Source organism: Bacteroidota bacterium (assembly GCA_018692315.1).
Taxonomy (GTDB): Bacteria; Bacteroidota; Bacteroidia; order Bacteroidales; family JABHKC01; genus JABHKC01.
This window is the reverse complement of the sequence record JABHKC010000041.1, coordinates 22,054-35,691: the sequence shown is the minus strand read 5'-3', so window position 1 is coordinate 35,691 and position 13,638 is coordinate 22,054. Positions and strand designations below refer to the sequence as shown.

6 protein-coding genes are annotated in these 13,638 nt (G+C 34.4%); 2 read left to right on the top strand and 4 right to left on the bottom strand.

Annotated features, from left to right (window positions below):
* Both HN894_03430 and HN894_03425 read right to left on the bottom strand, forming a co-directional pair.
* On the bottom strand, positions 1-7,207 hold a 7,207-nt coding region (locus HN894_03430; protein MBT7142365.1), incomplete at its 3' end, for a hypothetical protein.
* Between the two features lie 151 nt (positions 7,208-7,358).
* Positions 7,359-8,819, bottom strand: a complete 1,461-nt coding sequence (locus HN894_03425; protein MBT7142364.1) for an aminoacyl-histidine dipeptidase — start codon at positions 8,817-8,819, stop codon at positions 7,359-7,361.
* 172 nt (positions 8,820-8,991) lie between these two features.
* Here HN894_03425 and HN894_03420 point away from each other — a divergent pair, with 172 nt between their 5' ends.
* Complete coding sequence (locus tag HN894_03420; protein ID MBT7142363.1) at positions 8,992-10,767, top strand: chloride channel protein; 1,776 nt, start codon at positions 8,992-8,994, stop codon at positions 10,765-10,767.
* A gap of 49 nt (positions 10,768-10,816) precedes the next feature.
* Here HN894_03420 and HN894_03415 read toward each other — a convergent pair whose 3' ends face one another.
* Both HN894_03415 and HN894_03410 read right to left on the bottom strand, forming a co-directional pair.
* Entirely contained in the window at positions 10,817-11,575 is a 759-nt protein-coding gene (locus tag HN894_03415; protein ID MBT7142362.1) for a Bax inhibitor-1/YccA family protein, read from the bottom strand.
* Positions 11,576-11,677: 102 nt separating this feature from the next.
* On the bottom strand, positions 11,678-12,649 hold the full coding sequence (locus HN894_03410) for an NAD-dependent epimerase/dehydratase family protein (protein ID MBT7142361.1): 972 nt from the start codon (positions 12,647-12,649) through the stop codon (positions 11,678-11,680).
* Between the two features lie 251 nt (positions 12,650-12,900).
* On the opposite strand from HN894_03410, the gene HN894_03405 reads away from it, so the two are divergent.
* On the top strand, positions 12,901-13,623 hold the full coding sequence (locus tag HN894_03405) for a hypothetical protein (GenBank protein MBT7142360.1): 723 nt from the start codon (positions 12,901-12,903) through the stop codon (positions 13,621-13,623).
* Positions 13,624-13,638 lie beyond the last annotated feature (15 nt).

Below are 13,638 nucleotides of genomic sequence, written 5' to 3'. Positions count from 1 at the left end.
TGTCGATACTTCCATTTCCTAAACCAAAACAAAGGATATCTTCAATTGTTGGACTAAGAAGGATTTCCGCACCTTCAAATATTTCGATAGAATCATATTCCGTGCAAAAATTAGCATCGACAAGTTCTAACCAATAAGTAGCAGCCATAAGGTTGGTAGGGTTTTGCACTGTTGAACCATCAGACCATTGAAAATTATAAGGTTGTGTCCCTCCAATAATATTTGTAAAAATCTGTCCGCTTGCTTCCGCAAAACAAATTGCATCCTGAGCTATTAAGGAAATAAAAAGTTGGTTTGGCTGAGTAATTTCAATGTAGTCGAAGCTTCTACAACCAAAACTATCAGTAACAGTAAGTGAGTAATTCCCAATTCCTAAATTTGAAATATCTTCAACAGTTGCTCCATTCGACCATAATATCTCAGAATAGCTTTGATTTGAAAAATTCACACTAAGATTAATAGCTGCGTCAGTTTCGCCATAACAGCTTATGCTATCAATATCAAACTGTAAATTCATAATATTTGGTTCAGAAACAATTGTCGTGAACTGGCTCGTTGCTATGCATCCATTTGACACAATATGTGTATATGTAATTGTATGGTTCCCATTTCCTGCCACTGGTGGAAAAAAGATTTCTCCATTTATTCCTGAACCAGACAAGACTCCCCCAGCTGGCACAATTATGACTGTGTCTGAAGAACCAGTTATACAATAGTTGCTGTCAATACCATTTATACTGATTTCAGGTACTGGCAAGATTGTAAAATCGTCTGAAATTGTAGCGGAACAGCCGTTTATATCAGCATATGAGTATGTAACTGTATTTTGTCCAATATTTGCCAAAGGTGGGTAAAGCGTATCTTCAACAATTCCGCTACCGATGAATATCCCACCAGTTGGATAAGATATTAGTTGCATAGGAGCATCATTTTCACAAAAAAGTGTATCGAAATTTGGTAAGCTTAAAACTGGCAATTCATGCACAATAATGCTGTGTATTATTGTATCAGAACATGCATTGTTTGATACTGAAATTAAAGAAACCGAAAAAGTATCAACCACCGAATAAAAATGCGATGGTGATAATTCTGTTGAAGAAGAGTTGTTGCCAAAATCCCAGAAATAAGTAATTGAGCCATACGAAATTGATGACAAATTCTGAAAATGAGCAGTATCGGCTAAACAGATATCATTGAATGAAAAATCGGCTGTAGGTGTAGGCCAAACCAGAACATCTACGGTGGTGTCGCTAAAACATCCTACTTCGGTTAATGCCTGAAAAGTGACAGCATAAAACCCTGATGAGTCGAATATATGATGTGGGTGTTGAAAAGTACTTGTTGATAAATCTCCGAAATCCCAATGATATCCTTCAATCCATCCAGATGATACGCTTGACAACGAATTAAAGTCAGTAGTATCTCCTTCACAAACTATATTGTGAGTAAAATCAACATATGGAGGAACATGACTATGACGAACAGCAATAAGTGTGTCGTTATTAATATTGTCATCGAGAGAGTTAACTATCCATATTTTGAAAGTATAAGTATCATATGCCAATAAGTTTTGAGAGCCCGAAAAAGTAAAAGCATAATCGTTTGCAAGGCTGCCTGGAATTGTTTCTGCAGAAATCTGACCACCATTGACTTGATAAGCAACAATTAAATTGATGAATGGAATATCTCCAAATTGTTTGAGATAGATAGTAATATTTTCAGCCATTGTCAAATAACAATCAAGTGTTGGACTTAACAAATCAGTAATTCCGAAATCTACCATAAATTCATCGGCACCAATGTCTGGAGCTGATTGATAGCGCAATTCTTTGTCGATGTCGTAAATTATTGATGGTATAGTAATCCCGGCACCGTTCAGCTCTCGCTGAAATGGCCGAAGGTTTGAAATAGTTTCAAAGAAAGGATTAATATTTATAGAATTTGCGTCGTTTCCTATTGCAGTTTGCCAGCTGTTAAGCAATTGATAATCGTTTCCTGAAATCTGAAAGCCATTTACACTAAAGCTATAATAGTTATTGTAATCAATAATAATATTTGTTGGAATATTTTCCAGAATTGCAGAATATCCGTTGCCACTGTTCGAGAAAATATTGTTTCTAATGTCCATATTTTCAGCATTGTCGAGGCAAACAGCACTACTAACCGAATTAGTACTTATAACATTTATCGAATTATAATATAGTTTACAATTATCTGAATTGTCGCTTATAAATATTCCGCTTTTGTCTGCTATTCCTTCGGTTTGAATAAAATTGTTCACAACTTGAACATTTTCACCTAAAATTCTGATTCCATCGGCATTTGAAACTCCTGTAATTTTGTTTCCTACAATAAACATGTTAGTCTGAGGAAAATTCGACGATATTTCAAGGCCAAAACCATAGCCATTTTCTATGGTATTGTATTCTATAAGAACATTGTTTGAGTGTTCAATATCTATTGCCTGAGCAAAATTGTTTATATGATTGTTAGAAATTTCAACATTATTTACATATGATAGCTCAATACTTTTCCCCGATGAGCCGGGCAGCACATTATTATGAATTTCAATATGTTGAATCATTTCTCCAATTCCACCTTCAATACAGATCAGGTCGCTATAGTTTTCTTCAAAATAGTTGTTCGATATTACAATATGCTCACTACCTGATTCAATTTTCACAGAATTATTGCCACTTAGCACACAATTTGAAATTGAAATATTATTGCTTTGCTCAATAAAAAAGGGGCAATTTCCTGTGTCTCGTTTTATTCCAATATGCTGAAAACAAACATATTCCGAATTACTGAGCTTAACTGTAAAATCTAATATGCTGTTGCTCTGGAAATATTGCAAACTTACGAGGCTGCTATCTTCGCTTTCGCTAACGAAAGTTACCGTATTTATAGAATCTGTTCCGTCAATTTTTTCTATTTCTATTTGTTCTGAATATACTCCATCCCTCACCAAAAATCTCACAGGACAACTAATTCCTGCATTATTTAAAATTGTTACAGCTTGCAAAAAACTAGAAAAGTCCGGATTTTGTCCACCGATAGTATAATCGCCACACAAAGGAGTTGACAAATTGTGTGTGATGATAGTATCGTTAAAATTATTGCAATCGGTTTGGTTGTTGGCTTGCGAGGTCCAGACTGAAATAACATAATTTGCTCCATATGAAAAATTATAGGATCCAATTTGAACTATCTGATTTTGAGCACTTAAAAGACTCCCAGTCCAGCTATAAGGAGCTTGCATTAATCCATTAACACTCCATTCAATAATGCAAGTTGTTAATGTGCTGGTTCCCTGATTTTGAAGCTCTACATCAATATTTTGAATGCCGGGATTTAAAGGGTTTGATATTCCAACGATTGCATTTATTCCGGCATCTGTTCCGCAAGGAGCAAATTCTTTTGCCCCAATATCTGGCGGATTTGTACGAATAATTGAATCAATATCTATTATGATTTCGGGAATGGAAACGCCTGCACCGTCAAGCATAATTTGATTCGAACTTAAATTAGTCGAAAGAGCATAAAAAGGATTTTTGTTTAGAGAATTTACATCATCTCCTATTGCTGCCTGCCACGCACTCAATATCTGAAAAGAACTATCAGCAATTTGCCAGGCATTTTCACCAAATGAATAATAATTATTGTAATCGATAATCAAATTTAGCGGACTATATTCAACTTTTACAGAATATCCTCCACCACAATTCGTGAAAATATTGTTACGAATATCCAAATATTCAGCATCTTCAAGATATACTGCCCCACTCACAGAGTTTGAACTTGTTACGCTTATGGCATTATGGTATAGCTTGCAATTGTTTGCTAAGCTGCTAAGATAGACACCATAATTTTCAGCTAATCCATTGATATGAATGAAATTGTTTATTATTTCTACATTTTCGCAAAAGATTCTAATTCCATCAGAGTTCATTATTCCCGAAATTCTATTCCCAATGATTTGGATGCTATCCTGCGAAACGTCAGAATTTATTTCAATACAGTAATTCTCACTATTCTCGATAGTATTGTATCCGACCAAAACATTATCGCAGTACTCAATTTTTATTGCCTGATAGAAATTGCTTATCTGATTTTGCAAAATTTCTACATTTTCTGCGTATGATATTTCTATACAATAATTTGTTGACGCGGGGAATATATTGTGTCGAATTTCAATTTTTCTATTAAGACTTCCAGCACTTCCAACTATACAAATTCGTTTATCATAGTTTCCTTCAAAATAATTATTATTAATATCAATATTTTCACTCTCCGATTCAATTTTTATAGAAATATCGCCACTTAGCATGCAATTCAAAACTGAAATATTATTACTTTCTTTAATTATAAAAGGATTATCCCCATAGCTACGTTTCACACCAAGATGCTGAAAATAAACATATTCTGCATTATTCAATTTTACAGTATAGTCTAAAATAATATTGTACTGAAGATATTGTAATGTTACCAAACTGCTGTCTTCGCTTTCGCTAATAAAAGTAACCGTATTTGTAGAATTAGTTCCTTCAATTTGTCCAATTTCTATTTGCTCTGAATACACTCCATCGCGAACAAAAAATCGCACAGGGCAACTAATACCCGCATTGTTCAGAATAGTAGCTGCTTCAGAAAAATTAGCAAAATCCGGGTTTAGCCCACCTATTGTATAATCTCCGCACATAGGAGTTGACATATCGTTAGTATTGATTGTATCGTTCAAATTGTTACAATCTGTTTGGTTGTTTGGCTGCGATGTCCAAATAGAAATTATATAATTCGAGCCAGTCGTAAAAATATAAGTTCCAATCTGAATAATCTGATTTTCTGCGCTTAAAAGATTTCCACTCCAAAAATATGGAGTTTGTGTTTGTCCGTTTACACTCCAGTTTATTATACAGTTTGTTAATGTAGCAGTGCCTTGATTTTGTAGCTCTGCATCAATATTCTGCAATCCGGGAGTTATAGGGTTTGTAATTCCGCCCACCAAGTTTATACCTGCATCAATACCACAAGGATCAAATTCTTTTGCTCCTACATCGGGTGGATTCGAGCGAATTACAGAATCAATATCAAATGTAATTTCTGGGATAACAATTCCTGTTCCATCAAGCAACGACTGGTTTACGCTTAAGTCGTGAGTGCCCGAATAAAATGGATTCTGATTTAATGAATTTGCATCGTCAGAAATTCCTGATTGCCATGCCGGAAGATACAGGATGTCTGCACCAGCAAGTTTCCATGTTAGCACACCAGAGCTGAAGTAATTGTTATGGTCAATCATTAAATCAGGAGGATTATTGCTGATAATAGCAGCATATCCTCCACCGTAATTCGAAAAAATATTGTTTCGAATGTCGAGGTTTTCAGCATCTTCCAGAAAAATTGCACTACTGGCAAGATTTGCGCTTGTTATGCTTATAGAATTGAAATTGATCTTGCAACTATCGCTGCTGCTGCCAACATAAATTCCATTATTTGCCGCCATACCTTCAACATGAATAAAGTTGTTCAAAATACGAACGTTTTTGCAACGAACCTTTATCCCGTATGCATTTGAAATACCTGATATTCTATTGCCATTAATAAAAATGCTATCCTGAAACTGATTAGTATAAACATCAATGCCAAAATCGATGCCATTTTCCAGAATATTATTATTAATCAGAATATTATCGGAATATTTCACCTGTATTCCCCGATAAAAATTACTAATCTGATTTTCCGAAAACTCAACATATTTAGCATTTGTGAAATCTATACAATAGCCCGAAGAATTTGGCAGAATATTATTTCTGACATTTATGTGCTTCACAAGATTGCCAGAATTTCCATTGACAAAAATTCGCCTACTATAGTTTCCTTCGAAATGATTGTTCAGAATGTCAATATTTTCACAACCCTCTTCAATTTTTATTGAGTTATTGCCCAGTAGTAAACAGTTCGAAATTGAAATATGCTTGCTTTCCTGAATAAGAAAAGGGAAATTTCCAGGGTTACGTTTAACACCAATGTGCTGAAAATATACATATTTCGAATTATCAAGTTTTACAGTGTAGTCTATAATATTGTTGCTTTCCAGATATTGTAATGACACCAAACTACTATCTTCGCTTTCGCTAATAAAAGTAACAGTATTTATAGAATCTGCACCTGCAATCTGTCCAATTTCTATTTGCTCTGAATAATCGCCATCGCGCACCAAAAACCGAACTGGACAACTCACACCGGCATTGTTTAATATATAAACAGCCTCAGAAAAGCTGGAATAATCCGGATTTGAACCTCCAATTGTGAAATTACCGCAAAGACTCGAAGCAATACTAGTTGAAATGGTATCGTTCAGCGAATTTGAATCGAAACCCAAATTAGGATTTTCGACCCAAATTTGAATATCTACTACGTCTCCTGACGTAAAATCATATGAACCTAAAATAATTGTGTCATCAGTAGCAAGAAATGTCAAATTGCCTGTCCATGAAAAAGTTGTTTGCAAAATCCCATCTACTTTCCAGTTTATTGTGGCACTGGTAATAGTGTTTGCACCAAAGTTTTTTATAGAAACCCTTATATCATTAGGACCAGACAAAAACGGCATAGTTGGGCTATGAAAATGAATCAATCCCAAATCTAAGCTCAGAGGAGAATATATACTAATATTATCTATCGCCCAAAAATTCATGCCGTTTCCAATCCATGTGAATCTCAGACCTGCATTCGTAACTCCTCCGGCATATGCCGAAATATCTAACATTTCTGAAACTACACCTGATGTAGGGTTTAGATATTCTGCAATAGTATTCCAGCTATTACCATCGTAAACCTCTACCCGTGCAGTATCACTGCCAAATCCGGTAAAAATCTGGTCGAAAAATAGAAAAACATTATTTCCAATAGAAGCGTCGAAAGCAGGCGATTGCAGGCTTACCATTTCGTTTCCTCCCGATGATGAATAGTTTTGACTATCGAAAATTGCAAAATTTCCAGTAAACGGATAACTTATAGTTTGATTTCCTGGATTGTTGAAATGCCAAAGGTCGCTACTAATTCCCTGAACCTGATTCTGTGTCCAGCCACTTGGAGGTATAGTATCGGAAGCTGTACTGAAATCAACATTCATAATGTATGTCTGCGAAAAACCGAACTTACTTAATACAAGAAATATTAGAAAAAGTAGATTCCTACTCATATGTTTTGCAATTTTAAATCTGTCATACTTCAACAAAACAGAATGTTTCAATAAATCAAGTTCATTTTATTCAAAATTACGAAGATTTCATTTGATACAAAAAAAGCCACAAAATAATTTTATGGCTTTTTTTAGCTGCATATTCAAAATTTTATTTTGTCGGGATATTTTTTAAAGTTTCAAGCAAAAAGTCCCAAAACATTTTCACAGTTTCGATATTAACTTTTTCGTCTGGTGAGTGTGGAAAACGAATAGTTGGTCCAAAGGAAATCATGTCCCAGTGTGGATATACTGCTCCCAAAATTCCGCATTCCAGCCCGGCATGAATAACTTTTATTTCCGGTGTTTTGCCAAATTTAGTTTCGTAAACATTGCTCATTGTTCTGAGAATATCGGAATCTTTATTTGGTTTCCAACCTGGATATTCGCCGCTAAATCCTATTTCTGCTCCAGCCAACACAAACACACTTTCTATCATTTTTGTAAGGTCGTGCTTTGCAGAATCTACTGAGCTACGAAGCAAACAATTGACATCAATTTTCCCGTTTTCAGATTTCACAATTGCCATATTGGTTGAAGTTTCAACTACTCCTTCCATAGTGTCGCTCATGCGAATCACACCATTTGGGCAAGCATAAATAGCTGCTACCAATTTATTTTGAATTTCTTCTTCGATTATAAAATCCGGTATATCAACGGAAGTCGCAGTCATTTCAAAGTTTGGTTCTGCTGCTGAGATTTCGTTTTTCACTACTTCAACAAATTTTGCAACACAATCTTCAATTTTATCTGCATTTTCGTCAGGTACTGTAACTATCGCAAACGATTCTCTCGGTATGGCATTTCGCAAACTTCCACCATCGACAGAAGCCAGGCGCATTCCCCATTTTCCGATGGCATGATGTAAATATCTGAACAGAATTTTGTTTGAATTTCCTCTGCCAAGAGCAATATCAAGCCCCGAATGTCCGCCTTTAAGCCCCGAAACGTTTAATTTAAAAGCTTTTACGCTTTTAGGAGGTTTTTCTTCTTCATATGAAAACTGAGCCTCGGCATCTATACCACCGGCACAACCAACATAAAGTTCTCCTTCGTCTTCCGAATCCATATTTATTAAAATATCGCCGTCAAGATATCCTGCCTTTAGCCCAAAAGCACCGGTCATTCCTGTTTCTTCATCAATTGTAAAAAGTGCTTCTACAGGTCCATGTTTGATTTCGTTCGATTCTAAAATTGCCATTGCTGCGGCAGCTCCTATTCCGTTGTCGGCACCAAGTGTTGTGCCTTTTGCTGTAACCCAATCGCCATCTATATAGGCATCAATTGGATCGTTTTCAAAATCGTGAGCCGTATCGTTGTTTTTTTGAGGAACCATGTCGAGATGAGCTTGAAGAATTACTCCTTTCATAGCTTCAAATCCTTCGGTAGCAGGTTTTTTAATTATTATATTACCAATTTCATCGACTGTGGTTTCGAGCTCTAAGTCTTCACCAAATTTTTTCACAAAATCGGCAAGTTTTTTTTCATGTTTCGATGGGTGAGGAATTTGTGTTATGTCATAAAAACTTTTCCATAAACCTTTTGGCTCTAAATTTATTATCTCTTTACTCATATTTATAACTTATTTATTAAAATTTTTTTATGCGATAAAAGTATATAATATTTTGGATTTGGCAATTTCATATTTGAAAATTAAGAAATAGGAAATTAGACTAATAAATTGACTTTTTTCTAATTTCTAATTTCTAATTTCATTTTGATAATCTTTTTATAATTTTGCCGCCATTATGCAGAAAACAAATTTATTAGGTAGGTTTTTAATGTGGCGTGTAAAACACATAAGCAATAAGCAGTTTGTGTTGTTTTTAAGCGGTGTTGTTGGTTTGGCAGTTGGTTTGTCGGCTGTAGTTATAAAAAATTCGGTGCATTTTATACAGTCGTTTTTAACCCACGGATTTACTAAAGAATATGAAAATTATTTGTTTTTTGTTTACCCTGCAATCGGGATTTTTATTGCGGTTATTTTTGCAAGATTCATAATAAGGCAAAGAGTTGGGCATGGTATTCCGAGTGTTTTATTTTCGATATCCAAAAACAATGGGATTTTGAAAAGACACAATATGTTTTCGTCAATAATTACAAGTTCCTTGACGGTTGGTTTCGGTGGCTCGGTAGGGCTTGAGGGTCCAACTGTAGCTACAGGCGCTGCCCTTGGTTCAAATATTGGAAGAGTCATGCATCTGGAATATAAGCAAGTAATTTTGCTGCTTGGATGTGCTTGTGCTGGAGCTATGGCTGCAATTTTTAAGGCGCCAATTGCCGCAATTGTTTTTGCAATGGAAGTAATTATGCTCGACTTGACAATGACTTCGCTTGTTCCGCTTTTAATTGCTTCTTCTACGGCGGTGCTTACATCCTATCTGTTTCTTGGGCAGGATGTTTTATATACATTTGAAATCAAGGAATTTTTCAAAATGAGAGATTTGCCATTTTATATTGGCATTGGCATTCTGTCGGGTTTCATTTCAGTATATTTTACCCGTATTTACATGTTTGTTGGGGCTTTGTTTGAAAAAATAAATAAATGGTATATAAAACTTCTACTCGGTGGATTTTTTCTTGGTGTTCTGATTTTTTTCTTCCCTTCTCTTTTTGGTGAAGGCTACGAAGAAATTAATTCGTGTTTAAAAGGTGATTATAGCTATTTGTTTGACCACAGTTTATATTATTCTTTTCGGGACAACATCTTTGCAATAATTATTCTACTGACTGCCATTATTTTATTTAAAGTTTTTGCTACATCAATAACCTTCGGAGCAGGAGGAGTAGGTGGTATTTTCGCACCAACACTTTTTCTTGGAGCAAATGCAGGTTTAATGTTTGCTTTATTTTTCAACCAGTTTGGAGCAGAAATTTCGACAAGTAATTTTGCCCTTGTAGGTATGGCTGGAACTATTGCCGGTGTAATTCATGCTCCACTTACAGCAATTTTCCTCATTGCAGAAATTACGAATGGTTACGATTTGTTTATCCCTCTAATGATAGTTTCTACAATCTCATATGCTACTACCAAAATTTTTGAAAGTAATTCTGTTTATACAATACAATTGGCTAAACGCGGTGAATTGATGACCCACCATAAGGATAAAAATGTACTTTCTTTAATGAAAGTTGAAAAACTTATTGAAAAGAATTTTTTGGAAATTAATGTGGAGGCTAGTTTAAGGGATTTGGTGCATATTGTTTCAGATTCGACACGAAATGTATATCCGGTAACTGATAGCGAAAGTAATTTTTATGGAATTGTCTTTCTTGACGATATAAGACATATAATGTTCAAACATGAACTATATGACGAAACTTTTGTTCGGAATTTAATGTTTATGCCTTCTACAATAGTTTATAGAAACGATACAATGGAAGAAGTTGCACAAAAGTTTCAATTGAGTGGAAAATATAATTTGCCAGTAATTGATGATGGAAAATATAAAGGTTTTGTTTCGCGTGCAAATGTATTTTCGAAATACCGCCAGCTTCTTAAAAAATTCTCGGATGAGTGATTTGATGGCTTTTGGCTAAAGGCAAACAGCTAAAGGCCAACACCAAATCCTAATCTCTACTAGCCAGCTTCGACAACAATCTCAAAATTTCTATGTAAAGCCAAACCAGAGTTACCATTAGTCCAAATGCTCCATACCATTCCATATATTTTGGCAAACCAGATTGTGAACCTTTTTCAATAAAATCAAAATCTAAAACAAGGTTTAGTGCGGCAATAATGACAACAAAAATGCTAAACCCAATTCCAAAAATGCCATTTCCGTGAATCATTGGCATGAAAATTCCAAACATTCCAAGTATCCACGATAGTAGATATATAACACCAATACCTCCGGTTGCAGCAACTACTCCCATTTTAAATTTATTAGTTGCTTTTATTATTCCTGTTTTGTAAAAAAACAGCAAAGCAAAAAATACCGAAAAAGTTAAGCCAACAGCTTGCATAACTAAGCCCGGGTACATTGCTTCGAAAAAAGCCGAAATGCCACCGAGAAATAATCCTTCGAGAATTGCATAGAGCGGAGCAGTATATGCCGACCATTCTTTCTTGAAAATTGTAATAATTGCAGCAATTAATCCGCCAATCATTCCACCTATCATCCAAGGCATAGCTGCTGAGGGTTCAGTAGCTTCAAAATATATTTTCCATGTATAGGTAGCCGATAAAACTACAAGAAGTAACATAATTGCAGTTTTATTTACTGTACCTTGAATGGTCATTGTGCCGGCACTTTGACTTATTGAGCTTGTATTTTTTAAGAATTTGTCGCTAAAAGCAGGGTTCGAAGATTTTGAAAAACTTATCATGATTTTTAATTTTATTTTACTATAGTTTAAATTGGGCACATACTTAAATTGTGCCAAACTATCTTTCCTGACATTTTGTGTCAACTTGTAAATTTCAATAAATTAATAAAATAGTTTTTCGCCATTTTGAATGAGTTTGGCTCTGATTTCTTTAATCATAATTTCAGTCATTTTTGGCAAATCGTAGCTATGAGCCCAGCCTTTGTTTTGTCGAGCAATACTGTCGTCGATGCTTTGTGGCCAGGTTTCTGCAATTGATTGTCGGAAATCGGGTTTATATGAAATTTTGAATTCTGGAATATACTTTTTAATTTCTTCGGAAAGATCTTTTGGACTGAAACTTATAGCAGCAACATTATAGCTCGAACGTAATGAAATTTTGTCAGCCTCCAACTCCATTAAATCAATGGTAGCTTTAAGTGCATCTGCCATAAACATCATTGGCAAGGTGGTGTCTTCTTTTAAAAAGCATTCGTATTTGCCATTTCTTATTGATTCATAAAATATTTCTACAGCATAATCGGTTGTTCCGCCACCTGCTTCAGTTTTATAGCTAATTAATCCGGGATATCTAATGCTGCGAATGTCAACACCATATTTATAAAAATAATATTCTATCCATCTTTCGCCTGCGAGTTTGCTTATTCCATAAACCGTATTAGGTTCCATAGTTGTAAATTGCGGTGTGTCGATGCGAGGGGTTGTTGGTCCGAAAACAGCTATTGAGCTTGGCCAAAAAACCTTTTTTATTTTCAATTCGCGAGATAATTCAAGAATATTGAACAAACTATTCATGTTTATATCCCATGAAAAGATTGGTCGTTTTTCGGCATTTCCGGAAAGGACAGCCGCCAAATGATAAATTTGTGTGATTTTGTAACGGTTGGCAACTCCATATAATTGATGTATATTTAGGACATCAACAAATTCGAATGGTCCCGAGTCTTTTACCTCTGCTGCTGGTTCTTTTATGTCTGTTGCAATTACGTTAGAGTCTCCATGAATTTTTCTTAGCCCTAAAGTTAGCTCAGAGCCTATTTGTCCTGAACATCCAATAATTAAAATCTTTTCCATAAGTATCTATTTATTAAGCAGTTTCAAAATATTATAAAAAAAACAAAACTAATAATTTTTAGTTTGACATTTTGGTTTTTTTTATTAAAAATTTATTGATTTTATTTAATTTTCATTAAAGTTGAAATATGAAAAAATTAGGGCTGGAAAATACAAACTGGAATAGATTTACAATCTGATTTATTTTTTGTTAATTTACAGATTATTAAAAATTTATTTTTTATTAAAGAATGATAGTTAAAACATTAGTTATGAAATTGAAAAATGTACTTTTCCTATTTGCAGGTTTTTTTGGAATTGTCTTATTATCGGGATTTGGGTTTTTACAAGAACAACAAAATATTGATGGCAAAAATGGCATTTATGAAATTGTTGTCAGAAAAGTTAAAACAAATAACAAAAAAGTGTATCAAAAAGCTCGCAATGACTATTTCAAAGAAATTCAAAATCATGATGGATTTGTGAAAAATAAAGAATTTTCAGCTTTTTATCCAACTACTGAAGATGAAAAAAGCGATGTATTTGTTGGAATAACACAATGGGAATCTTTGGAACAATCTGGAAAATCCGGAGAAAGTTTGATGAAAACTCCCGTTGCAGAAAACTATTTTTCATCTTTCAGGTTTACATTATATTCCCAGCTTAGCACAATAGACAACGAAGAATTTGATATTGAAGAGTTAAGTTCTGATAGGGTTTTGGAGATTTTGGTTTATAAAGAAAAAAGAGGCAATGAAAATGAGATAAAATCTAAATTTGAAAATTATCTTTCAGAGATTTCAAAGCAGAGCGGTTTTATTGTTAATCGAAATTTCAATTCATCAACAGATAATTTAAAGGCAGTTTTTGTACTTTGGGAGTCTAAAAATGCTTTTAATGAATCGTCAAAAAGCACATTGGCTAAAAATGCCAAAAAGACATTTCATTCATCTGTTGAAATAAAAGCCTATCATGCAACTATAAATAGAAATTAGAAATCGAAAATATTC

Coding starts and splice junctions, on each gene's coding strand:
- HN894_03410 (MBT7142361.1), bottom strand. CDS start 12,649: ATGGAAAAGATTTTAATTATTGGATGTTCAGGACAAATAGGCTCTGAG.
- HN894_03425 (MBT7142364.1), bottom strand. CDS start 8,819: ATGAGTAAAGAGATAATAAATTTAGAGCCAAAAGGTTTATGGAAAAGT.
- HN894_03405 (MBT7142360.1), top strand. CDS start 12,901: ATGAAATTGAAAAATGTACTTTTCCTATTTGCAGGTTTTTTTGGAATT.
- HN894_03415 (MBT7142362.1), bottom strand. CDS start 11,575: ATGATAAGTTTTTCAAAATCTTCGAACCCTGCTTTTAGCGACAAATTC.